Annotated in this window: 20 protein-coding genes; 7 read left to right on the forward strand and 13 right to left on the reverse strand. The window is 71.3% G+C overall.

Annotated features, from left to right (window positions below):
• Positions 1 to 12: 12 nt before the first annotated feature.
• Positions 13 to 687 (forward strand): TetR/AcrR family transcriptional regulator, encoded by a 675-nt coding sequence (locus tag I4J89_RS32465; protein ID WP_196417953.1) that lies wholly within the window; start codon positions 13 to 15, stop codon positions 685 to 687.
• Here the strand turns inward: I4J89_RS32465 and I4J89_RS32470 are convergent.
• From I4J89_RS32470 to I4J89_RS32500, 7 genes are all read right to left on the reverse strand, one after another.
• Entirely contained in the window at positions 668 to 1,414 is a 747-nt protein-coding gene (locus tag I4J89_RS32470) for an urease accessory protein UreD (protein ID WP_196417954.1), read from the reverse strand. The genes I4J89_RS32465 and I4J89_RS32470 overlap by 20 nt on opposite strands.
• 3 nt (positions 1,415 to 1,417) lie before the next feature.
• Positions 1,418 to 2,116 (reverse strand): urease accessory protein UreG, encoded by a 699-nt coding sequence (ureG, locus tag I4J89_RS32475; RefSeq protein ID WP_196417955.1) that lies wholly within the window; start codon positions 2,114 to 2,116, stop codon positions 1,418 to 1,420.
• Positions 2,106 to 2,753, reverse strand: a complete 648-nt coding sequence (locus I4J89_RS32480; RefSeq protein WP_196417956.1) for an urease accessory protein UreF — start codon at positions 2,751 to 2,753, stop codon at positions 2,106 to 2,108. The genes ureG and I4J89_RS32480 overlap by 11 nt, the downstream gene beginning before the upstream one ends.
• Positions 2,754 to 2,877: 124 nt before the next feature.
• Positions 2,878 to 4,596 (reverse strand): urease subunit alpha, encoded by a 1,719-nt coding sequence (locus I4J89_RS32485; RefSeq protein WP_196417957.1) that lies wholly within the window; start codon positions 4,594 to 4,596, stop codon positions 2,878 to 2,880.
• A complete protein-coding gene (locus I4J89_RS32490; RefSeq protein ID WP_196417958.1) occupies positions 4,593 to 5,003 on the reverse strand; it encodes an urease subunit beta in 411 nt (136 codons plus the stop codon). Before I4J89_RS32490 ends, I4J89_RS32485 begins: the two co-directional genes overlap by 4 nt.
• Positions 5,000 to 5,302, reverse strand: a complete 303-nt coding sequence (locus tag I4J89_RS32495; protein WP_196417959.1) for an urease subunit gamma — start codon at positions 5,300 to 5,302, stop codon at positions 5,000 to 5,002. The genes I4J89_RS32490 and I4J89_RS32495 overlap by 4 nt, the downstream gene beginning before the upstream one ends.
• A gap of 120 nt (positions 5,303 to 5,422) precedes the next feature.
• Entirely contained in the window at positions 5,423 to 5,998 is a 576-nt protein-coding gene (locus I4J89_RS32500; protein ID WP_196417960.1) for a TetR/AcrR family transcriptional regulator, read from the reverse strand.
• A gap of 46 nt (positions 5,999 to 6,044) precedes the next feature.
• Here I4J89_RS32500 and I4J89_RS32505 point away from each other — a divergent pair, with 46 nt between their 5' ends.
• Positions 6,045 to 9,155, forward strand: coding sequence for a bifunctional cytochrome P450/NADPH--P450 reductase (locus I4J89_RS32505; RefSeq protein ID WP_309238566.1), 3,111 nt, complete (start codon positions 6,045 to 6,047; stop codon positions 9,153 to 9,155).
• Positions 9,156 to 9,168: 13 nt separating this feature from the next.
• Here the strand turns inward: I4J89_RS32505 and I4J89_RS32510 are convergent, their stop codons facing one another.
• From I4J89_RS32510 to I4J89_RS32530, 5 genes are all read right to left on the reverse strand, one after another.
• On the reverse strand, positions 9,169 to 11,316 hold the full coding sequence (locus tag I4J89_RS32510) for an acyltransferase family protein (protein WP_196417962.1): 2,148 nt from the start codon (positions 11,314 to 11,316) through the stop codon (positions 9,169 to 9,171).
• Positions 11,317 to 11,409: 93 nt separating this feature from the next.
• Entirely contained in the window at positions 11,410 to 13,371 is a 1,962-nt protein-coding gene (locus I4J89_RS50085; RefSeq protein WP_230859988.1) for a serine/threonine-protein kinase, read from the reverse strand.
• Positions 13,372 to 13,568: 197 nt separating this feature from the next.
• Positions 13,569 to 13,949 (reverse strand): RidA family protein, encoded by a 381-nt coding sequence (locus I4J89_RS32520; protein WP_196417963.1) that lies wholly within the window; start codon positions 13,947 to 13,949, stop codon positions 13,569 to 13,571.
• Positions 13,949 to 15,163 carry an amidohydrolase family protein gene (locus tag I4J89_RS32525; RefSeq protein ID WP_196417964.1) on the reverse strand — a complete coding sequence of 405 codons (1,215 nt, stop codon included), beginning with the start codon at positions 15,161 to 15,163 and terminating at the stop codon, positions 13,949 to 13,951. Before I4J89_RS32525 ends, I4J89_RS32520 begins: the two co-directional genes overlap by 1 nt.
• Complete coding sequence (locus I4J89_RS32530; protein WP_196417965.1) at positions 15,160 to 16,473, reverse strand: helix-turn-helix domain-containing protein; 1,314 nt, start codon at positions 16,471 to 16,473, stop codon at positions 15,160 to 15,162. The genes I4J89_RS32525 and I4J89_RS32530 overlap by 4 nt, the downstream gene beginning before the upstream one ends.
• 72 nt (positions 16,474 to 16,545) lie before the next feature.
• Here I4J89_RS32530 and I4J89_RS32535 point away from each other — a divergent pair, with 72 nt between their 5' ends.
• Entirely contained in the window at positions 16,546 to 18,174 is a 1,629-nt protein-coding gene (locus I4J89_RS32535) for a beta-N-acetylhexosaminidase (protein ID WP_196417966.1), read from the forward strand.
• 2 nt (positions 18,175 to 18,176) lie between these two features.
• On the opposite strand, the gene I4J89_RS32540 is transcribed toward I4J89_RS32535, so the two are convergent.
• Positions 18,177 to 19,097, reverse strand: coding sequence for an aminoglycoside phosphotransferase family protein (locus tag I4J89_RS32540; protein ID WP_196417967.1), 921 nt, complete (start codon positions 19,095 to 19,097; stop codon positions 18,177 to 18,179).
• A 41-nt stretch (positions 19,098 to 19,138) separates the two neighbouring features.
• Here I4J89_RS32540 and I4J89_RS32545 point away from each other — a divergent pair, with 41 nt between their 5' ends.
• From I4J89_RS32545 to I4J89_RS32560, 4 genes are all read left to right on the forward strand, one after another.
• Positions 19,139 to 20,326 (forward strand): alanine racemase, encoded by a 1,188-nt coding sequence (locus I4J89_RS32545; protein WP_196417968.1) that lies wholly within the window; start codon positions 19,139 to 19,141, stop codon positions 20,324 to 20,326.
• A gap of 112 nt (positions 20,327 to 20,438) precedes the next feature.
• Positions 20,439 to 21,362 (forward strand): hypothetical protein, encoded by a 924-nt coding sequence (locus I4J89_RS32550; RefSeq protein ID WP_196417969.1) that lies wholly within the window; start codon positions 20,439 to 20,441, stop codon positions 21,360 to 21,362.
• 79 nt (positions 21,363 to 21,441) lie between these two features.
• Positions 21,442 to 23,244, forward strand: coding sequence for an aspartate--tRNA ligase (aspS, locus tag I4J89_RS32555; RefSeq protein WP_196417970.1), 1,803 nt, complete (start codon positions 21,442 to 21,444; stop codon positions 23,242 to 23,244).
• Between the two features lie 60 nt (positions 23,245 to 23,304).
• Positions 23,305 to 23,793, forward strand: coding sequence for a GyrI-like domain-containing protein (locus I4J89_RS32560; RefSeq protein WP_196417971.1), 489 nt, complete (start codon positions 23,305 to 23,307; stop codon positions 23,791 to 23,793).
• The last annotated feature ends 2 nt before the right edge of the window (positions 23,794 to 23,795 follow it).

The raw sequence follows: 23,795 nt of genomic DNA on the forward strand, positions 1-23,795 counted from the left end.
CAAGGAGGTGGCATGACCCAGCCCAAGCGCAGACCCGGCCCGAAACGCGCGCTCAGCGAGGGCGGTGTGCTGGACGCCGCACTCACGCTGATGGACGCCGACGGTCCCGATGCGGCGTCGATCCGCCGGATCGCGGCGGCGCTCGGCGTGTCACCGAATGCGGTTTATACGTACTTCCCGGATAAGTCGGCGATCGAGCAGGCGCTGGTGGAGCGGCTTCTCGGCGAGCTGAACCGAGCGGCATACAACGGCGGCGAGTGGCGGACCGACGTGGAGGCGCTCGCGCTGGACCTGCGCAGCCGGCTGACCGCCCATCCCGGTGCGGTGCCGTTGCTGCTGGGCGGGGCGATGAACGGTCCGGAGGCGTTGCTGCTCGGCGAGCGCCTGCTGGAGGTGCTGGCCCGGGCCGGGCTTCCGGCGGAGGCGGCGGCCCGCGCGGCGTACCTCGTCATGGTCTATGTCCTGGGCGCGATAGCGCTCGAGGTCGCCGACGTCCCACAGGCCGGCGCCCTCGCGCCGGAGCCGGACCGGATAGCCGCCCGTCGGGCGGCGATGGCTCACGTGCCCGCGGAGACGTTCCCACGGACTGCGGCCGCCGTCGACGTGATGTCCGGCTGGATCGGCACCGAGCAGTTCCTCTGGGGCCTGCGGCGAGTCCTGGACGGCCTTACCCGGGGACCGGTATGAGAGGCGAACGGCACAGCGGGTCGAGGGCCCGGCAAACCTCGCGGATGTCGCTGCCGACCGCCGTGGCCAGGATGCCCGGGCCGGCCAGCGGCATCACGGCGGCGTTCGGCCCGGCGATGCCGGGTGCCGGCAGATCGGACCCGGCGGCCACCAGGGTGCCCACCGCCTGTCCACCGCCGAGCACCGCGGCGCCGTCCCACCCCGGCGCTCGAGGCCCGACGGTCAGCTCGTGGCGGTACAGGGTGGTGCCGGCATACGAGATCAGCGCGTCCGCCCGTACATCGCCGGGTTCTTCACCGTGCCGGCCGCACACCAGATCGTCGCGCCACAGCAGCGACCCGCCGGCTTCGACCGCGACCCGGGTGATCGCGACATGGTCGCAGCCGGCCGCCGCGATCAGCGGCTCCGGCAGCCAGCGCAGCGTGGCGCCGGCCGCCACCGTCGCGGTGACCGTCAGCCGCGAGGCCGGCGCCGGCCGGCCGGGCAGCGCGAGCGACGCCGCCACGCTGAGCATCTCCAGCCAGGCGCCCGGCCCGACCTCGATGTCCAGCCGCAGGTCGTCGCCGCGTAGCGGCCCGGCCGCGCCGCCCACCAGGTGGACGATCGGCCGGCCATCGCCGCGCCGCCCGGTGCGGCGCAGCAGCAGCGGTGACTCGCCGTGCAGTACGGCCAGCCGGGTGCCCCCGCGCCCGTCGGACTCCGCGACGATGTGTGCCCTGGCCCGCATCCGTCAGACCCGCGACGCCACCAGACCGCGGATCCAGCTGGCGACCGGGGTCGCCGCCTTGTCCTCGGCCAGCGAGAGGAACACCGTCGGCAGGTCACCGCGCCGTGCCGCGGCGTCGCGTTCCATCACCGACAGATCCGCGCCGACGAGCGGAGCCAGATCCGTCTTGTTGATCACGAGCAGGTCGGCGGTGGTCACGCCCGGGCCGCCCTTGCGCGGCACCTTGTCCCCACCGGCCACGTCCACCACGAAGATCTGCTGGTCGATCAGACCCTTGCTGAACGTCGCGGTCAGGTTGTCGCCGCCGCTCTCCACCAGCACCAGGTCCAGCGGCCCGAGTGCGGCCTCCAGGTCTTCGACCGCGTCCAGGTTCGCCGAGATGTCGTCCCGGATCGCCGTGTGCGGGCAGCATCCGGTCTCCACCGCGCGGATCCGCTCGGCCGGCAGTACGCCGTTGCGCAGCAGGAAGTCCGCGTCCTCGGTGGTGTAGATGTCGTTCGTCACCACGGCCAGCCGCAGTTCCGCCCCGAGCGCCCGGCACAACGCCGCGACCAGCGCGGTCTTGCCGGACCCCACCGGACCGCCGATCCCGACGCGCAGTGCGCGGGCTCCGGTGTGCAGCGGGGCGTGCGGATCCACACCCGGTTCGGGATGGGTGTGCGGGGTTTCGTCGGGGCCGTGTTCGTGCAGGTCAGGATGCAAAGAGACGCACCTCCCAGGTGGCGTGGTGCTCGGCGCCGATGTCGAGCAGGGGAGCGCCCGCGGCCGGCAGTTCGTCGACCGGGTCACCGGACCGTTCCGCGGCGACCGCCGCGACCCGGTCACATTCAGGGGCAAGCCGCGCCAGGAGCGCGTGCACCGCGTACGGATCAAGACCAAGAAGCCGGACCGCCGCACTGGCCGGACCGGTGATGCTGCCGTGCGCCGCCGCAACCGCCACCTCGACGGGCGACAGCCCGGCGGCCGCCGCCAGCGCGCCCAGCGCAACCGGCTGATGCGGCTCCCGCCCGACCGCCGCCGGCAAGGTCCACATCGCCCGCCCAGCCCGCAGCAACGCCCGCCCTTGCGCCCGCGACGCCCGACGCAGACCGGGCGACGGAGTACGCGCGTCCAGGCCCAGATCGAGCTCCGAGAAACGAGTCACATCCGCACAGGCCGCCGCAGCAAAAGCCGCCGACACGAGTCCACCGGTGGCGAGCTTCCCTCGAAGAAACCCGTCCAGCCCGCTGATCTCTTTCACCCGCCCAGCCGCCACCTGAGCTTCCAGCCCACCCGAATGCGCATGCCCACCCGACGGCAACCGCCCATCAGCAAGCAACAGCAGGGTCGCCAAACTCATAGCGCAACCTCGCGGCACCCCGCCCAGCCGGGCAAGGTCTTCGGCGGGTGATGGCCCACGCAGGGATCAAGCCGGACCGCCCGGAGTGGGCCATCACCCGCCGAAAACCGCCCCTGCTCGCGCATTAGAACAGGAAATACCGCTGAGCCATGGGCAACGACTCGACCGGGGAGGGCTCGATGACCGACCCATCGATCCGGACCTCGAACGTATCCGCCTTGACCTCGATCCGGGGCAGAGCGTCGTTGAGCGGCATGTCCGCCTTGCCCACCGACCGCGTGTCGCCCACCGGAACAAGGGCCCGCTTGACGCCGATCCGGTCGTTGAGCAGCGCGTCGATCGCCGCCGGCGCGACGAACGCCACGGAGGTCTGTGCCGGCACCACGCCGTACGCGCCGAACATCGGCCGGGGAAGCATCGGCTGGGGCGTCGGGATGGAGGCGTTCGCGTCGCCCATCTGCGCGTACGCGATCATGCCGCCCTTGATCACCAGCGCCGGGCGTACCCCGAAGAAGACCGGGTCCCACAGCACCAGATCGGCCAGCTTCCCCGGCTCGACCGAGCCCACATGGGCGTCCATGCCGTGTGCGATGGCGGGGCAGATGGTGTATTTCGCAACGTAACGGCGAGCCCGGTTGTTGTCCGCGGCGCCGTCGCCCGGCGCCGCACCGCGGCGCTCCTTCATGACGTGCGCGGTCTGCCAGGTACGGGTGATCACCTCGCCCACCCGCCCCATCGCCTGCGAGTCCGAACCGATCATCGAGATCGCGCCCAGGTCGTGCAGGTAGTCCTCGGTGGCCATGGTGGACGGCCGGATCCGGCTCTCGGCGAAGGCCAGGTCCTCCGGCACGGCCGAGTTCAGGTGGTGGCAGACCATCAGCATGTCGAGGTGCTCGCTGAGGGTGTTGCGGGTGTACGGCCGGGTCGGGTTGGTCGACGACGGCAGGATGTTCGGGTGCGACGCGACGGTGATGATGTCCGGCGCGTGGCCGCCGCCCGCTCCTTCGGTGTGGTACGCGTGGATCGACCGTCCCGCGATCGCCCGCAGCGTCTCCTCGACGAAGCCGGCCTCGTTCAGCGTGTCGGTGTGGATCGCCACCTGCACCCCGGAGGCGTCGGCCACGCCTAGGCAGGCGTCGATCGCGGCCGGGGTGGTGCCCCAGTCCTCGTGCAGCTTGAAGCCGCCGGCACCGCCGCGCAGCTGCTCCCACAGCGACTCGGCGGACATGGTGTTGCCCTTGCCGAGCAGGAGAACGTTTATCGGCCAGCTGTCCAGCGACTCCATCATCCGGGCGAGGTGCCACGCGTTCGGGGTGACCGTGGTGGCCTTGGTGCCTTCGGCCGGCCCGGTGCCGCCGCCGATGATCGTGGTGATGCCGGAGGCGAGCGCGGTGTCCAGGATGGTCGGGCTGATCAGGTGCACGTGGCTGTCGATCGCGCCGGCCGTGAGGATCTTGCCGTTACCGGCGATGATCTCGGTGCCGGCGCCGATCACCAGGCCGGGGTGCACACCGTCCATGGTGTCCGGGTTGCCGGCCTTGCCGATCGCCACGATCAGGCCGTCGCGGATGCCGACGTCGGCCTTGATGACGCCCCAGTGGTCGAGGACGATCACGCCGGTGATCACGGTGTCCGGGGTGCCCTCGGCGCGGGTGGCGCGGGACTGGCCCATCGACTCGCGGATCACCTTGCCACCGCCGAAGACGACCTCGTCACCGGGTCTCGGCCCGGCGCTGCGGTCCTCCTCGATCTCGATGAGCAGGTTGGTGTCGGCGAGCCGGACCCGGTCGCCGGTGGTGGGTCCGTAGAGGGCGGCGTACCGGCCACGATCCAATGTGGTCATCGCGGGCTCCCGTTGTGCTCGCCCTCGCCGGTGTCCTCGTCCAGGGAGCCGGCCGGTTCGATGTCGGTGGGGTCGGGTCCGGGTGCCGCCGCCGGCCGGTCGAGCGCGCCGCCGGCCAGGCCGCGCAGGCCGGGCACGACACGTGCGCCGGCGAGCGCCACCAGGGTGATGTCGCGTGGGATGCCCGGCTCGAAGCGGACCGAGGTGCCGGCCGGAATGGCCAGCCGGTGGCCCCAGGCGGCCGCGCGGTCGAACTCGAGGGCCGCGTTGGACTCGGCGAAGTGGAAGTGCGAGCCGACCTGAACCGGGCGGTCGCCGGTGTTGCGCACGGTCAGGGCAACGGTGGGGCGGCCCGGGTTGATCTCGATGTCGCCCTCGCCGAACAGGATCTCGCCGGGGATCGTCATGAGATCGGCCCGTGCACGGTGACCAGCTTCGTGCCGTCCGGGAAGGTGGCCTCGACCTGCACCTCGGCCAGCATCTCGGGTACGCCGTCGAGCACGTCCTGGCGGGTCAGCACCCGCCGGCCGGCGTCCATCAGCTCAGCGACGGTACGCCCGTCGCGCGCCCCTTCGAGCAGGAACGCGGTGATGATCGCGGTGGCTTCCGGGTAGTTGAGCCGCAGACCTCGTTCGCGCCTGCGCCGGGCGACATCCGCGGCGACGTGGATGAGCAGGCGTTCCTGCTCGTGCTGGCTGAGGAACAAAAGAGACCTCCTGATCGCGCCCCGGAATGCTCGCAGGTGGAAGTTTCGGACGTGTTACCCGGCGCTTTGATCAAATCACGCGGACCGGTCACACGCAGGCTTTGTTCGAAGCGCGCGGGCTTAGTTCAAAGCGCGAGCGGCTACGCCGTCGATCAGCAGTTCCACGGCGAGGGCGAACCCGGTGTCGTCGGCCTCGCCGTCCCCGACGAGCCGGCGCATCGTCCCGTTCACCTCGGTGTGCAGCAGCCCGCCGACCAGCACGGCGAGGACGGCGCCGGTGCGCTCCACCTCGGACTCGGCGAGCCCGGCGCTGCGCAGCACGGTGCAGAGGGTGCGCCACATCGGACCGTCGCGCCGGATGACGTCGTCGGTCGCGAAGGCGTACCGGATGAGGTTGCGGTGGGCCAGGCTGAGCTCGCGGAACTCGTACGCCAGCCGGCGCAACTGCTCCTGCCAGGTGCCCTCGCCGACCTCGATGTGCTCGGCGCCCCGGGTGATCAGCCGGGTGAGCCCGTCGAGCAGCGCCGCCTTGTTCTCCACGTGGTGGTAGATCGACATCGGGTTGACGCCCAGGTCGGCGGCGAGTTTGCGCATGCTGAGCGACTCGACGCCCTCGGCATCCACGATGCGCAGCGCGGCTTGGAGGATCCCGTCCTTTGTCAACCGTTGATCAACCGGTTTTGCGCCCTCAGCCATACGCCGTATGGTAGCGCCATACACCGTATGGCTGAGGAGGTACGCCGTGACCGCCGCGATTCCCGCTCCGCGCGGGCTCCCGATCGTGGGCAATGGACTGCAGGTTCCGGTGGAAGGCAACCATCGTTTCTTCGCCGATCTGGCGGCGCAGCACCCCGCGGGTCTGTTCAAGCTCAACCTGGCCGGCCGGCACGTCGTGTTCGTTCACGACCCCGACCTGGTGGCCGAGGTCTGCGACGAGACGCGCTTCTACAAGCCGGTCGACGGGCCGCTCGCCGAGGTGCGGGAGTTCGCCGGTGACGGGCTCTTCACCGCCCGGGAGGACGAGGCGGTCTGGGGTCAGGCGCACCGGATCCTTCTCTCGGCGTTCAGTCAGCGCTCGATGAAGGCGTACTTCCCGCAGATGCTCGCGGTCGCCGACGGCCTGGTCCGGGCATGGGAGGGACGCGCCGAGGTCGACGTCACCGATGACATGACCCGTCTGACCCTGGACACCATCGCGCTGGCCGGCTTCGGGCAGTCGTTCAAGTCCTTCGAGCAGCCGGCACTGCACCCGTTCCTGCAGGCCATGGGCAATGCTCTGACCGAGGTGATGCACCGGGCGCGGCAACTTCCGGTGGTCACCAGCCTCAAGCGCAAGGCCGATTCCAGGTACCGATCCGACATCGCGATCATGCAGGACACGGTCGACGAGGTCATCCGCGCCCGGCGCTCCTCCGGTGAGAAGTCGAACGACCTGCTCGGGCTGATGCTCGACGCCACCGACCCGGTCACCGGCGAGCGGCTCTCCGACGAGAACATCCGCAACCAGGTGCTCACCTTCCTCATCGCCGGGCACGAGACCACCAGCGGCACCCTCTCGTTCGCGCTGCACCTGCTGCTGCGCAACCCGCACGTGCTGGCCCAGGCGTACGCCGAGGTGGACCGGATGCTGCCCGGCGACACCGTGCCCACCTACGAGACGATCATGAAGCTGGACGTGATCCCGCGGATCCTGGACGAGACGCTGCGGCTGCTGTCGCCGATCCCGTTCATCGGTCTGGCGTCCCGCTCCGCGACGGTGCTCGGCGGGAAGTATCCGGTTCCCGCTCACCAGAAGATCGGCGTGCTGCTGAAGCCGCTGCACACCAACCCCGCGGCCTGGCCCGACCCGGAGACCTTCGACATCGACCGGTGGCTGCCGGAACGCAAGGCCGCGCAGCATCCGCACGCGTACAAGCCGTTCGGCAACGGCGAGCGCGCCTGCATCGGCCGGCAGTTCGCGCTCACCGAGGCCCGGCTCGCGCTCGCCATGGTGCTCCAGCGATTCGCGATCGCCGACCCGGAGGGTCACCGGCTGACCATCAAGCAGACCCTGACGATCAAGCCCGAGGACTTCCGGCTGCGGCTTCGCCTCCGCAAGGATCATGAGCGCCTGGTGGTCGCGGACCGGCCTTCGGCGCCGGCTCCGGAGGTGGCCGAGGTTCAAGCGCCGGGGGTACGGATGAGCGTCGCCTACGGGTCGAACCTGGGCACCTCGGAAGACCTGGCTCAGCAGGTCGCCGATCGGGCCCGGCGCTCCGGTTTCGACGTCACCGTGCGGACCCTCGACGACCTCGCCGCCGATCTTCCCGGTGACGGCCTGCTGGTCGTCGTCACGTCCAGCTACAACGGCAAGGCGCCGGACAACGCGCAGCTCTTCGACGAGCTGGAGATCCGGCCCGGAAGCCTGGACTCGGTCCGGTACGCGGTGCTCGGCAACGGCAACACGCAATGGGCGACGTATCAGGCGTACCCCAAGCGGGTTTTCGCCAAGCTCGCGGCGGCGGGAGGGACGCCGCTGGTGGAGCGCGGCGAGACGGACGCGTCCGGTGACTTCGACGGCATGGCGACCGCCTGGATGGACAAGCTGTGGACGACCCTGGCCGCGTCCTTCGGTGCGGTCACCCCGGCCGCGGCGGGTCCGCGTTACCAGGTGGAAGTGCTGGGCGAGGATCAGATCCGGCCGGCCGTGGTGTCGGCGCAGGCGTACCCGATCAGCGTCGTCGCGGTCGAGGAACTGGTCGGCGATCCGGCGGGCCTGTGGGACTTCCGCCGGGAGGCGCCCCGGCCGGGCGTCAAGGCGATCACCGTACGCGTACCGGACGGTGTCACCTACGCCGCCGGCGACCACCTCGCGGTGTACGCGAAGAACGACCCGGAGCTGGTCGACTGGGCGTTGCGCACCCTGCGCGTCAACCGGGACCTGGTGGTCCGGCTGAGTCAGGACGGCGAGCGGCCGACCGGGCTGCCGATCGGTGTGCCGGTCACGGCCCGTCTGCTGCTCACCGAGTTCGTCGAGCTCCAGGAACCGGCCACCCGCGGGCAGATCGCCACGCTCGCGGAGCACACCGGGTGCCCGTGGACGACCCGGCAGCTGTCGGATGTCGCCGAGCGTCTCTCGGTGCTCCAGCTCCTGGACCGGTTCCCGGCGATCGAGCTGCCGTTCGGGGTCTTCCTGGAGCTGGTCGGCACGATCCGGCCGCGCTTCTACTCGATCTCGTCGTCACCGCGGATCGACCCGCGGCTGGTGACGATCACGGTGGGGCTGGTGGACGGGCCGTCGCGTACCGGAAACGGCCGCTACCGGGGCATGTGCTCGCAGTACCTGGCCCGGCTCCGGCCCGGTGACGTCTTCTACGGCCACGTCCGGGTGCCGGCGCCGCCCTTCCGTCCGCCGGCCGACCCGGCCACGCCGATGATCCTGATCGGTCCCGGGACCGGGTTCGCGCCGCTTCGCGGCTTCCTTCAGGAGCGTGCCCTGCTGCCGTCCCGCGGTCCGGCGATGCTCTTCTACGGGTGCCGCCACCCCTCGCACGACTGGCTGTACCGCGACGAGGTGCGGCAGTGGGAGTCCGACGGCGTCCTGGAGTTGCACCTGGCGTTCTCGGCGGTGCCGGAGCATCCGTACCGCTTCGTCCAGGAGGCGCTCGCGGAAGCCGGCGACCGGGTGTGGGCGCTGCTGGAACAGGGCGCCCACGTCTACCTCTGCGGCGACGGTGCCCGGATGGCCCCGGCCGTACGCGGCGAACTGCTGGCGCTGCACCGGCGGCACACCGGCGCCACGGCTGAGCAGGCCGAGGTGTGGTTGCGGTCGCTGGAGGCGTCCGGCCGCTACCAGCAGGACGTCTTCGCCTGACATCCCGGCCCGCTCAGCGGGGGAAGGCGCGCGCCAGCAGCGGGGTCATCGCCGCGGAGATCGCGGTGCTGAGGTGGCTGTTGTCCTTCCACACCAGCGCGTTGCCGATGATCGCCGGGCAGATCTCGTCGGTGCAGAACCACGGCTGGGTGTCGATCACGACGGCACCCCGCCGACGGGCGGCCTCGGCGATCAGCTCGCGGCGGGCCGGCTCGGCGATGGCCTCGCCCGGCGGGCGGCCACACCTGCGTACCTGCTTGGGGTTCGTGACCAGGCACTCCGGGGCGGAGCCGGACGGCCACGGGGTGTCCTCGATCAGGACGATCCGGGAGCCGGCCGCCTTCACCCGGTCGAACGTCTTCCCCCACGCGGCGGCCCAGACCTGGTCGCGGTTCGGACCGTCGTCCAGCGGGACGCTGTTCGCGTCGACCATGCCGCCGCTGTCGCCGCCGTTCGAGGACACCACCACGAACTTCGGCTTCGTCCGCTCGATCTCCCGGAGAACCGACTCACGCCATTGGAAACACTCCTGATAGGGGCGCTTCAGCGTGGCGCTGTAGATCAGGGCGGTCGCCGCCTGGCAGTTGCTCTTGGTGCGGCTGGCCAGCTTCAGGTCGCGTTGCACGGCGATCTCGTTGACGGCGGGGAACCAGTGCGCGGCGTGTGAGTCTCCGAGCAGGAACATCGAGTCGGTGGCGGCCGGGTTGCCGTACACGCACGGGTTCGGTGCTGCCGTCTCCGGGTAGCCGAGGTGGCAGTCGTCCCGGTAGATGATCGGCTTGTCCTTGCGGGCCCTGGTCGGGTTCGGACTGAGGTTGTTCGGCAGCCTCCGCAGGGCGGCCGACTCCTGGAGCAGCTCGCGTATCCGGGCCCGCGGGTCGGACGCCTCCGCGATCGCCCGCGCCGTGTCGGCCGCCGGTCCACCGGTGGCCAGCGGCGGCGTGTGCTCACCGGCTACCATCGCGAAGCCGGCGGTCGCACCGGACAGGGCGAGACCGAGGCCGAGACCCCGCCACGAGCGCGACTTGATCCAGCCCAGCGTGCGGACCGGATTCTCCACGACGTGGTACGAGACCACGGCCAGCACCAGCGACCCCGCGGCGAGCGCCAGGTTCACCTCGATCGACGGCTCCACGTCGAGCGCCGCCGGACCGATCATCAGCACCGGCCAGTGCCACAGATAGAAGCTGTACGAGTACCGCCCGATCAGCTGGAACGGCTTGGTGCGTAGCAGCACCGAGGCGCCGCCACGCGGTGCCGCACCACCCGCCGCGATGATCGCCGCGGCGCCGAGCACCGGCAGCGCGGCCGCCGTACCCGGGAACGGGGTCTGCTCGTCGTAGATCACCGCCGAGGCCACCACCGCGGCCAGGCCGCCCCAGGTAAGCGCGGTGGCGAGCATCGCGGGCAGACCCGCGAGCCGGGACGCGCCGATGGCCACGAGCGCGCCGACGGCCAGTTCCCAGGCTCGGGTGTGTGCGCCGAAATACGCCCACGGAGCGGAGGTCTCGGTCTGGGTGACGCTAACGGCGAGCGAGGCCGCGGTGATCACGAACAGGGCGGCGGCCAGGGGAGCCTTCCCGCCTTTCTTGCGCTTGGTCCAGGTGAGTGTGAAGACCAGCATCAGCAGCGGCCAGACCAGGTAGAACTGCTCCTCCACGGCGAGCGACCAGAAATGCTGGAGCGGCGACGGGGCGGCGTCGGCGTTGAGGTAGTCCACGCCCTCGCTCGCGAGCCGCCAGTTGATCCCGTAGAAGGTGGCGTACAGCGCGTCCAGGCTGATCGAGTTGAACCGGGTCGACGGCAGCCAGAACCAGGCGCCGGCCACCGTGGCGACCAGTACGAGAGCGGAGGCCGGCAGCAGGCGGATCGCCCGGCGGGCGTAGAAGCCGGCCAGCGAGACGGTCCCGGTCCGGGCCACCTCGTTCAGCAGCAGCGTCGTGATGAGGAAGCCGGAGATGACGAAGAAGACGTCCACTCCGACGTACCCCCCGGCGAGCCCGGTGAGACCGGCGTGCGAGAGGACGACGAGCATCACCGCGATCGCGCGCATGCCCTCGATGTCGGGACGGAAACCGAGATGCGATCTGGGCGTTGCGGCCTGGATGGCCGGGGTACGGGGTTGCGGCTTCTCCACAACGGTGTCGTAGGTAACCGACATGTCCTGCCTTCGGGGGTGCTGGCGCCGAGCTTTCCGATCCGGGGACTAACGATCGGTACACAGCACTAGCACAGGCGAATCATCAGAGATTCGTCATTCGTCGCCCTCGGAAGCCTCCGGAGTCGGCGGCGTGGTGGTGCTTTCCGGCTCCCGGGTCGGTGCGGTGGTAGTCGGTTCTTCGGCAGGTGCGGTAGTGGTCGGTTCCGCTGGTTTGGTCGTCGGGTCAGTGGTCCGCGTACGGTCCGATGTGGGTTCGGCCTCGTCGTCGTCCTCGGAGTTGTTGCTGGTCACGGCGTTGTTCTTGGTCTTCTTCGGCTTGTTTGCGGGAGTCGGCGCTTGCTTCGGCGCCTCGGAAGCGGGAATCGAGGTGACCGGTGCCGGTGCTTCGGAGCGATCAAAGGGATTGATTAAAGTCAATGACGTTCCGAGGCCGACGAGAGTGAGAAGAAGCGCGCCAAAGGCGGCGACCCGCCGCCGGCCGGGTGAATTGTTGCGGGAAACCGTAACGGGACTGTCAACCCATACCTGCGTATCAGCTACTCGCTGTGACCCGGCGGGTGCGAGGGGTGCGGTGACATCAGGCTCGGTCGTCGGGTGGGCGGGCTCGTGCGCCGCGGCCGCGGCGGTCCCTATCGCGAAGCGTGGTTCGTTGCCGGCTGCGGGCCGCGTACCCGTCCCGGCGTTGGGGGCCTTCCCCTTTTCGCCGGTCCCTGCGCCGGTGGTCGGGCTGGGTGTGGCGTGCGTCGCGGCTTCGGCGGCGGGCTCAACGCCCGCGCCTAGACCTGCGCCCACGCCCGCGCTTGTGCCCACGCCCGCGCCTGGGCTTGCGCCTGCACCCGCGCCTGCGTCTGGGCCTGCGCCCGCGCCGACGCCGGTGGCCGCGCCGTATCCTGCGGCGTCGCCAGTGGCATCACCCGTCCCCAAAGCAGCGCCATGTCTCGCAGATGTGCCGTTTCCAGCGGCCGGGTCGCTGCTGGCGGCGCCACCGGCCATCGCTCCGGCTGCCGCCGCGATGGGCGCGGCGTCCGCGGCTGTGGGGAGGCCCTCCGCTCCCGGGGGCGAGCCCGGGCTTGCGGCGAAGGTGCTCCCGGTAGCGCCGATAGCGCCGGCCGCGATGGCCCCGCCCTCGGCCGCTGTGATGGGCGCGCCTGCGGCCGGGCTGATGCGCGAGCCGTCGGCCGCTGCGATGGGCACGCCTGCGGCCGGCGCGTTAGTCGCGCCCGTGGCCGGGCTGACGTGCAGGCTTGCGGAAGCGGCTTCGGCCGCCTCGGCCATCGCGAGAGCCGACGGGAAGCGCTCAGCCGGATCCTTCGCCATCGCGGTGGCCACGAGGTCACGAACCGGCCCGGGGACACTCGCCGGCAATGGCGGCGGCTCCTGGTCGAGATGTTGCAGGGCGACCGCCACCGGGTTGTCGCCGAGGAACGGAGGCCGCCCGGCCAGGCAGTGGTAGGCGACCGCGCCCAGCGCATAGAGATCCGCAGCCGGCCCGGTGGCCTTCTTCGACACCTGCTCAGGCGCGATGTACAGCGCGGTACCGACCACCTCCCTCGCGCCGGTGAGCGTGACCGACTGGGTCGAACGGGCGACCCCGAAGTCCACGAGAACCACGTTGCCGTCCGGCTCGATGATCAGGTTGCCGGGCTTGACGTCACGGTGCACGATCCCGGCGGCATGTGCCGCAGCCAGCGCGCGGGCGCCCCGCGCGACGATCGACAGCGTCTCGGCCGCGGTCAGCGGACCGTGCTCGGCGATCCACTGGTTCAACGGCACACCGTCGACCCGAGCCATCACCAGATAGGCACCCTCGCCCGTCTCGCCGAAGTCGTAGACCGGCGCCACCCCGCCATGCCGGAGCGAGGCCATGGCACGCGCCTCGTGATGGAAACGGGTCCGGAACCCCGCATCGCCCGCATAGCCGGCGAGCAGAGTCTTCACCGCGACGGGCCGTCCGAGCACGGTGTCGGTAGCCCGCCACACCTCGCCCATGCCGCCCGCAGCGATCCGATCGTCCAACCGATACCGGTCACCGAGCAAGTCTCCGGAATAGGGCATGGATCTCCCCCTACCCAGTTACATCCGTCGCTATCCCCTCCTTCCCAGGGCGCCCGCTCCGCTGCTGCGCTGCCGGAACGCGGTCGCGTCGCTTGCCGTGAGGCGCGCGCGAGCGTGTTCGCGCTACCGAGACCCCCGCCCCTGTCGGGAGGCGAACCCGGAACGCCGAACCCTGCCGGCGCTCCGGGTAATCCCGGTCAGGCGCCGGTATAGAGAACCGCGTCGATCTCGATGTCGAAGCCGACGAGCGGCACCGGCAGGGTGGTGCGCACCGGGCGGTGGTCGCCCTTGATGTACTGCTGGTAGATCTCGTTCATCTCCGCGAAGTCGTCGAAGTCGCGCAGGTAGACGCCGACCCGGACGGCCTGGTCCAGGCTGGAGCCGGCCGCCTCGGCGACCGCTGCCAGGTTGCGGAACGCGGCGTGCGCCTGTTCCGCGAAACTGCCGGTCACCCAGGTGCCGTCGGGCAGCGCCGGGACCGCGCCGGCCAGGTAGATCGTGTCGCCGGCGACCACGGCATGCGAGTAGGGGCCGCCGGCCGGCGCCGCCTTGTCGGTCATCACAGCGCGCTTGGGCATCAGGAACTCCTCGGGTTTGTTCTCGGGAACTGTTCGGCCAGCCCGTCCACGTCCACGAGTGGCGTGGTGAGCAGGTCACGGATATGGCGTTCGCGGCGGGAGAGCGCCGTGTGCTGCGCCTGGGTCAAGGGGATCCAGGGAGCCGGGGGAGCGGGCAGGCGCGGTGTCAGGAGGCGACCGTCCACAAACGTCGCCACGTTGACGAGTCGTATCGGGGAGGTACGGACCTGACGGTGCGCGTCGGTCACCGGGAACTCCTCGTCGCGTACCTCGAATATCGCTAGGTCGGCCGGGGCGCCCACGGTGAGCGTCCCGCCAGGCAGGCCCAGTGCCCGGGCCGGGTTGGTGGTGACCGCGGTGATGACGTCCGGCAGCGGCACGCCGACCGCCAGGAGTTTCGCCATCGTCGTCGGCAGGTCGAAGACCGGCCCGTGCACGGATCGGGCGTGCAGATCGGTGGAGATGGTGTACGGCCGCAGGCCCGCCTCGAGCTGCGCCTCCACCACGTCGAAGGCGAAGCCGCCGGAGCCGTGTCCCAGGTCGAGAAGGACGCCGCGCTCGGCCGCCGCACGCACCGCCGGGCCGAGCGGTGCGGCTATCCCGCTCGAGCAGTGCGTCACGATGTCACCGGGCCGCAGCAGGTCGAGCACCTCATCGAGCGACGGAGGTGCCGCACCGATGTGGACCATGACCGGCACGCCGCAGGCTGCCGCGGCGGTCAGACCGCGCCGCAACGGTTCGACGCCGTTGGTGCCGACGGTGTCGGCGTCGATCCGGACCTTGATGCCGCGGATCAGGTCACGGTTGGCCTGGATCGTGTCGATGGCCAGGGCGGCGTCGCAGTTCGCCAGGTCGCGGCACTCGCCGGTGCGCCCGGCCAGCCCGACGGCGGAGATGTTGAGCAGGGCCGGGACCCGTACGGCGGCCTCGGCGGCGACGCGGCGCAGTCCGGCCAGCGTGTACGCCCCGGCGGAGCCCGCGTCCACCCAGGTGGTGACACCCGAGCACCAGGCGATCGGGTCGGGATCGATGGCCCAATAGCCGGGGCCGACGTGGGTGTGGATGTCGATGAGCCCGGGGGTGAGGAGCCGCCCGGAGACGTCGACCACCTGGTGGGCATCGCGAGGCAGGTCCGCTCCCACGGCGACGATCAGACCGTCGCGGACCGCCACATCGCCCTGCTCGGCGCCGGTCAGCAGCAGGTCGTACCTCATCCGGCCGCACCTCCGGCGGCCAGCGCGGAGCCGATCGCGAGCCGGTGCAGGCGTGTCGGGCGACCCTTGTGGTACGGCTGTGTGCTGCCCTCCGGGACCGCCAGCCCGGCCTCGGCGAGCTTGCGGATCAGGCGTCGTCCGCTGGGGTCGGTGATGCCGAGCGCGGCCGCCAGCTCGCCCGGGGAGATCGGGCGCCCGGCCAGGGACCGCTCCAGTGCCGCCAGCCGGGACAGCGTGGCGGGGCTGAGCCCGGCCCGGCCGGCCAGCGACTCCAGACCGCCGTGCTGCCGGTAGGTGTAGGCCAGTGCGGGGCCCGCCGCACCCATCGGCCCGATCATCACCCCGTCGTCGGTGATCAGGTAGGCCGCCGGGGCACCGTCCTGCTCGGCCCGGTCGGCCGCCTGCTCGGCGAGGGCCACACTGCGCCGTGCGGACGGGCCGATGCCGAAGCCGGCCACCGCAGGGGTGTCCGGGCCGTCCGCCTCCGCGCCGGCCGATGCCGGCGCGGCGCCGTGCCAGGGCATCGGGGTGGTGATCCAGTGCTGGGTCATCGTCTCGAAGACCGCGGCGGGGGCGAACGCGACCACGCCGCGGTCCCCGTGCTCCTCGACCCACGCGTCCGCCAGCTCGGGTAGCTCCAGCAGCGCCCGGCGCAGTGCGGAACGCGTACTCGATGCGGGGGTGCGGAAGACGGCGGCCGCGAATCGCTGCTCGTCGGCGCGCCGGCGCCGCACCCGCAGGACCAGCTCGTGCAGGTCGGCGCGGATGGTGCCGGGCGTGGCCAGGGCGTGCAGCACGGCCGCCTGCCCGTCCAGGGCGGCGGCCACGCCGGTCCGGACGCTTATCGCGTAGCGCGCACCGGTCCGGCCCAGATGTGCCCGGTGGAACTCGACCACCTCGGCGATCGACTGGTCGGGGGCGAAGGGCAGCGTGGCGATGGCCGAGCGGTCCAGCCCGAGCGCGATGGCCACCTCGGACACGGTCTCGTCGGTGAACGTGTCGATGCTGACCGGAGTGGCCGGCCAGCCGTTGCCGCGGGCGCGGGCCCAGGCCAGTGCCAGATCGAGTGCCGCGGACCGGGTGACGGCGGTGGGGAGCCCGGCGGGGATCAGGTCGCGGGCGCGGGCGAATGGAACCAGGCCGAGCAGCAGCCCGTCGAGCTCGCCGGCGGCCAGCAGGTCCCGCACGTCGTCCCGGATGTGCTCCTCCCGCTCGTAAGCTGCCCAGGCGAACGAGACACCGGTGAGAGTGCGCGCCGCCTCGGCGAAACGCTCCCGATGCCCGGCTTGGACGACCAGTCCGATCCGCATCCTAACCCCTGGTGGTTCGTATGTGGTTCGTTGTAGCGTCCTCCTAAGCGCTCGCCAGGTCAAGGAGGCGTCATGAACGAGCTATTTACGAGCCTGCTCCCTCGTCCCTCCTCGATCGCGGCCGTCCCCGGTTCGTTCACGCTCCAGACGTCGACCCCGCTTCAGGCGGGACCGGACCTGGTCGCGGTGGCCGCCTGGCTGCGGGCCGCGCTGGGGCCGGCCACCGGCTGCGCGCTGCCGCCCGGCGACGGCGGCATCCGGCTGCGGATCGACGAGGAGCTGCCCGGCGAGGGCTACGAGCTGGACGTCGGGCCGACCGGCATCGCGATCGCCGGAGGTTCGCCGGCCGGCGTCTTCCACGGCGCCCAGACGTTGCGGCAGCTGCTGCCCCCGGCCACTCTGCGGCGGTCGCGGATCGCCGACGGCCCGTGGCAGGTTCCCGGGTGCCGGATAGTGGACGCGCCACGGTTCGCCTGGCGGGGTGTGATGCTCGACGTCGCCCGGCACTTCATGCCGGTCGCGGACGTGCTGCGCTTCGTCGACCTCGCCGCGTTTCACAAGCTCAACGTGCTGCACCTGCATCTGACCGACGACCAGGGCTGGCGGATCGAGGTGCCCGGCCGGCCCCGGCTCACGTCCGTGGGAGCCTGGCGGCCGTCGACGATGCTCGGCTCCCGCTCCCACGACCGCTATGACGGGCGGCCGCACGGCGGGTTCTACACCGCGGACGATCTCCGGGAGATCGTCGGCTACGCGGCGGACCGGCACATCACCGTGGTGCCGGAGGTGGACATGCCCGGCCACATGCAGGCCGCCGTCGCGGCCTATCCCGAGCTGGGCCACGGTTACGACGGCCCGGTGCGGACGGCGTGGGGCGTCTCGCCGCACGTCCTCAACGTCGGCTCGGCGTCGCTGGACTTTTGCCGGGAGGTTCTCGACCACCTTTGCGACATCTTCCCGAGCGAGCTGATCGGCATCGGCGGCGACGAGTGCCCGACCACCGAGTGGCAGGAGAGCCCGGTGGCGTGGGAGCGGATCCGGGCCGAGAAACTCGCGGGTCCGCACCAGCTGCAACCCTGGTTCACCGCGCGGCTCGCCGAGCATCTGGCCGCCCGCGGCCGCCGGCTGTACGGCTGGGACGAGATCCTGGCGGGCGGGGCGCCACCCGGTGCCGTCATCGCCGCCTGGCGTGGCGTCGAGCCCACCGTGCACGCGGCGCGGGCCGGGCACCAGGTGGTCGCGTGTCCGGACACCGCCGTCTATCTGGACTATCGGCAGTCCGACGACCCGGGCGAGCCGACCCCGGTGGGCACGCGGCTGACGCTCGCCGACGTCTATGCCTTCGACCCCGTCCCGGACGGGCTCGCCCCGGCTGAGGCGGATCGCGTCCTGGGCGCACAGGCCAACGTGTGGACCGAGCATCTCGAGTCCGCTCAGCGGGTGGACTACCAGGTCTTCCCCCGGCTGTGCGCGTTCGCCGAGGCGGTGTGGGGTCCGGCCGCGCGCGACTTCGCGGAGTTCGAGGCTCGGCTGCCGGCCCACCTGGCCCGGCTGGACGCACTCGGCGTCAACTACCGGCCGATCACCGGGCCCCGTCCGTGGGACGCGCGGCCGGACGCGCCGGGAAATCCGCGTACGCTCGCCGACCGGCTGGCAGAGTTGCACGAGATGACCGCAGACCTGCGCCGCCCGGTGTCATGAGATCAGGGCAGCAGGGGCAGAAGTCGTTGTGCCACCCGCAACGAGCGCATGTTCATCGGCGCGTCCCCCTCGAAGATCCACACTTCGGAGAGCACCGCCTGCACGAAACCCCAGGCGATCACCCGCTCGATCGGCATACCCAGTCCGTCGGCGAGCTGTTCGACGCGGGCCGGGAGGAGCTCCAGCACGGTCTCGTCGGCGCTCAGCGGATCGGGGTTGTAAAGGAGCGCGCCGATCTCGTACCCGGGATCGCCGACGACGCCGTGCGGGTCGATCGTCAGCCACGGCTCCCGGTCGCTGGTCAGCACGTTGTCGTGGTGCAGATCGCCGTGCAGCACCACCCGTTCGGTCGCGGTCGCGCAGAGCTCCGCGAACAGGTGGCGGGCCCGTTCGACCAGGTCCCGCGATACCGGACCGGCACCCGGAAACCGGCGCAGGTGGTCGTCGAAGGAGGCGACCCGCCGGGACAGCTCGGGCAGCGGCACACCGGCCGGTGCCGGGCGGTGCAGCCTGCGGACGACCTCGATGATCGCGGCTGTCGCGGTCTCGTCCCGCTCCGGGACGAGCGATCGGAGCGGCACGCCCGGCCGCGCCTCCTCGAGCAGCAGGGCTCCACGCGCGTCGTCGCGGGCGAGCACCGCGACGGCGCCGCGTCCGGCGAAGAACTCCAGGGCGGCCGCCTCATCGGCCAGATGGCCCGCCTCCGGTACGCCCAGTTTGAGGACCGCCGTCGTCCCGTCGGCCCGGCGCACCCGGGTCACCCAGTTCATGCTCAACGGGAACGGTTCCTCAGCCTGCAGGTCCCACCTCAACAGCACCTGCTCCGCGATCCGGGGCAGGCCGGCCAGCCACCGGCGGCCGTCGGGCCCCCAGGTGCCCTCGACCGTACGGGTGAAGGTGGCGGGCAGCGCGATGTCGACCATGAACCGCAGTCTCGCAAGCGCCGACAAGGAGGCCAAGCGCAATGATCGGCTGGCAGAGCAAAGGATTCTGGTCACCGGACGAGTCCCGGACCCCCGAGCAGGTCGCCGCGGACCGCCCGAGCATCTTCGGCGGCGAGTTCACCTGGCCGTTGCTGGTGGTCCGGCAGTCCGCAGTGGAGACCAACATCGCCACCATGGCCGCCTTCTGCCGCCGGCACGGCCTGGACTTCGCCCCGCACGCCAAGACCACGATGGCCCCCGCCCTCCTCGAGGCTCAGCTGCGGGCCGGGGCGTGGGGGATGACGGTGGCGACGCCGAACCAGGCACTCGTGTTGCGGCGGCTCGGGATCGAGCGGGTGCTGATCGCCAACGAGATCCTCGATCCGTCGGCACTTCGCTGGCTCGCGGCCGAGAGCAGCGCGGGGTGGGAGGTGTATTTCCAGGTCGACTCGGTCATCGGTGTCACGGCGGCGGCCGCGACGGGCGGCCCGCTGCGCGTTCTCGCCGAGCTGGGGCACGCGGACGGGCGGACCGGGGTGCGGACACTGGACGAGCTGGAGACGGTGGCGCGGGCGGCGGCGGATGCGCCCGGCGTCGAGCTGGTGGGGTTGGCCGGCTACGAGGGACAGTTACCCGATCAGGCCGGTGTGGACGAGTTCCTGGACCGCTTGGTCGAGGGCTTCGAGCGGCTGACGAAAGCCGGTCTGCTGCCCCCACGGCCGATCGTCACGGCCGGTGGCAGTGCCTGGTTCGACCGGGTCGCCGACCGGCTCGGCGGCATCGGCTCGCGGGCGCGACTGATCCTGCGCAGCGGGGCGTCGGTCACCCACGACGACGGCTTCTACCGGGAACGGACGCCCTTCGTCCGGGTTCCTGACGAGGGGCCGCTCACCGCGGCCCTGGAGATCTGGGCTCAGGTGCTGTCGGCCCCGGAGCCAGGGCTGGCCATCGTCGGCATGGGCAAGCGGGACGCCCCGTTCGACGAGGGACTGCCGGTTCCGTGGGAGATCCGCTCGGGCGATGGGTCGGTGCGGGCGGCGGACGGTCTCCGGGTGAGCAAGATGAACGACCATCACACCTACCTCGACGTGGACGGCGCCGAGGTCGTGCCGGGTGACCTGATCCGGTTCGGGATCTCTCACCCGTGCACGGCGTTCGACAAGTGGCGGGACATTCCGATGGTCGACGACGAGCGGCGAGTGGTGGATGTACTGCACACGTACCTGTGACCACATCCATGCGAAGTCGCCTCACCGGGGGATGGCATCACAATGATCGCGGTGTTTATGGTGATTGAGCGCCGATCAAGCGATTTCTCCTTCTGTGCCGCCGGAGTCCGCCATGCCCGTTTTCCGTGCAGCAGCGAACGAACCGACCGTCAACCGCCCGGCCGAGAACGTCTCCACCTATCCGGCGAACCACGCTGGTTACCCCGGAAACGCGGCCACCCATCCCAACATGCCCCAGCATCCCCACAATCCAGCCATCCACGGTCACCCGCACCACCATCCCGGAAACGCCGCCCACCAGGGCGGCATCTATCCGGCCAACGTTCCCGCGCAACGGCCGGCCAGCCCCGCGGCACCGTGGGTCGCGCCGCCCACGCAGGCCGCGGAGCCACCTGTCCCGGAGGGGCCCACCGAGCCATTGCGAGCCTCGGAAGGACGGGCGCCGGAGAAACCGGCGCCGAAGCCGCGACGTCGCTCCGGGGTCGTACTCGCCGTGCTGCTCAGCGTGCTGGCTCTACTCGCCTCAGTCGGTGCGGGACTGCTGTCCTGGCGAGCGTTCGAGACGGCCCGGGCCGCTCACCGGGCGCCCACCGCGGCCGGCGATGGTGCCGTGAGCCGGCCGCCGGAGCCGGAGCAATACCAGGTCACGTACGCGAAGGAGCCGCTTCGCGTACAGGTGGGCTGCTCCGCGGTGCTCTTTCTGGACCTGGACGAACCGCGTGCCGACGCCGGGGAGCAGGAGGCCGACCTGCGTTACGACAGCCGGTGCGGAAACCAGACGCCGCGCTTGAGCCTGGCCGCCGGGGCGGCGTCCGGCAGCCAGAGCAGCGGCTCCGACATCGATGCGGCCGGCTGCCTGCGGGCGATCCGCACGAGTCCGCTCGGGCCGGGCGCCGAGGTGGAGGTCAAGAAAGGTACGGCTCTCTGCGTGTTGACGGCTGCCACTCCGGCCGAGCTCGTCCTCGTGGAGATCCTCGACGTCGGCGGCACCGGCACCGCCGGCCTGCGCGCCACATCGTGGCGGGTCCCCCGGTGACCGGCCCGTGGCGCGTGGCGCGGGGCGTGCCTGACAGAATGTCGGGTGCGCCCCGCGAACCCTGTTAGGAGACGTTTCCGTGATCCGTACCCATGACGCCGGCACTCTGCGCGCGAGCGACGCCGGCACGACGGTGACGCTCGCCGGGTGGGTCGCCCGGCGGCGCGACCACGGCGGTGTCATCTTCGTCGACCTGCGGGACGCCTCCGGCGTGGTGCAGGTCGTGTTCCGCGAGGAGGACGCGCACGCGCTGCGCAACGAGTTCTGCGTGAAGGTCGTCGGCGAGGTCAACGCCCGCCCGGCCGGCAACGAGAACCCCGAGCTGGCGACCGGCGCGATCGAGGTGGTCGCCAGCGAGCTGACCGTGCTCTCCGAGGCGGCCCCGCTGCCGCTGCCGGTCGACGACACGGTCACCGCCTCCGACGACCTGCGGCTCAAGTACCGCTACCTCGACCTGCGCCGCTCCGGCCCGGCGAAGGCACTGCGCCTGCGCAGCCGCGCCAACCAGATCGCCCGCGAGGTGCTGCACGCCCGCGACTTCAACGAGATCGAGACGCCGACCCTGACCCGGTCGACGCCCGAGGGCGCCCGTGACTTCCTGGTCCCGGTCCGTCTCCAGCCCGGCACCTGGTACGCGTTGCCGCAGTCCCCGCAGCTCTTCAAGCAGCTGCTGATGGTCGCCGGCATGGAGCGGTACTACCAGATCGCCCGCTGCTACCGCGACGAGGACTTCCGCGCCGACCGGCAGCCCGAGTTCACTCAGCTCGACATCGAGATGTCGTTCGTCACCCAGGACGACGTGATCGAGCTCGGCGAGGAGATCGTCAGCAGGCTCTGGAGCGAGCTCGCCGACTACCGGATCCCGCTGCCGATCCCGCGGATCACCTGGACCGACGCGATGAACCGGTACGGCTCCGACAAGCCCGACCTGCGGTACGGGGTCGAGCTGGTGGAACTGACCGACTACCTGCGCGGCACCGCGTTCCGCGTCTTCGCGGGTGCGATCGACGCGGGCGGTTACGTCGGCGCGGTCGTGATGCCGGGCGGCGCGTCGCAGACCCGCAAGGAGCTGGACGGCTGGCAGGACTGGGCGAAGGCCCGCGGTGCACGCGGCCTGGCCTACGTCGTGCTCGACGAGTCGACCGGCGAAGCGCGCGGTCCGGTCGCGAAGAATCTGTCGCCTGAGCATCTGACCGGTCTGGCCGACGCGGTCGGCGCCAAGCCGGGCGACGCGATCTTCTTCGCCGCGAGCACGGAGAAGAGGGAGGCCCAGGAGCTTCTCGGCGCGGCCCGCATCGAGATCGCCAAGCGCGCGAACCTGATCGACGAGAGTGCCTGGGCCTTCTGCTGGGTCGTCGACGCCCCGATGTTCGAGAAGACCGACGAGGGTGGCTGGACCGCGGTGCACCACCCGTTCACGTCGCCGAACGACGAGTGGGTCAGCCGCTTCGAGGAGGCGCCGGACGAGGCGCTCGCCTACGCGTACGACATCGTCTGCAACGGCAACGAGATCGGCGGCGGTTCGGTCCGTATCCACCGCGCCGACGTGCAGAGCCGCGTCTTCGACCTGCTCGGCATCACGCCGGAGGAGGCGCAGGACAAGTTCGGCTTCCTGCTGGACGCGTTCAAGTACGGCCCGCCGCCGCACGCCGGTATCGCGCTCGGCTGGGACCGGACCTGCATGCTGCTCTCCGGCAACGAGTCGATCCGTGAGGTCATCGCCTTCCCGAAGACCCGCGGCGGCTACGACCCGTTGACCACCGCGCCGACGCCGATCACGGCGCAGCAGCGTCTGGAGGCCGGGATCGACGCCAAGCCGAAGGCGACCGCCGGCACGCCCGGCACCGACGGCCAGGCCGCACCGGTACAGCACTCCAACTGATCGTTTCGCCAACCGGCGGCCGGGACTGCGCCCGGCCGCCGGTCCTGTGAGACTGGCGTGGTGGAACCCACCATCGTTCAGCGCGCCGAGCAGCCGTACATCGGCCGCCGCGAGTCGATCACCATGACGGAGTTCGCACGCGTGGCGGACCACCTTCCCACCATGTTCGAGGGCCTGGCCGCACGCGGCATACCGATCGCCGGGGCACCCTTCTTCCGGTACCGGGTGATCGACATGGCCGCCGAGATGGTGGTCGAGGCCGGCATCCCGGTCACCGAGCCGGTCGACGTCGAGGCGCCGGACTTCCCCGGCGTGCTGCCCGCCGGCCGCTATGCGACCCTCATCCACATCGGCCACCCCGACGAGCTGATGAGCGTCACCGCCCGCCTGCTGGACTGGGCGCAGGACCAGGGCCTGAGCTGGGACATGACCCCCACACCCACCGGCGAGGAGTGGGGGTGCCGGCTGGAGATGCTGATGACCAACCCGGCCGAGCAGCCCGACATGCACAAATGGGAGACGGCCTTGCTTTTCAAACTGGCCGATTGAGG

Source organism: Actinoplanes aureus (assembly GCF_015704865.1).
Classification (GTDB): domain Bacteria; phylum Actinomycetota; class Actinomycetes; order Mycobacteriales; family Micromonosporaceae; genus Actinoplanes; species Actinoplanes aureus.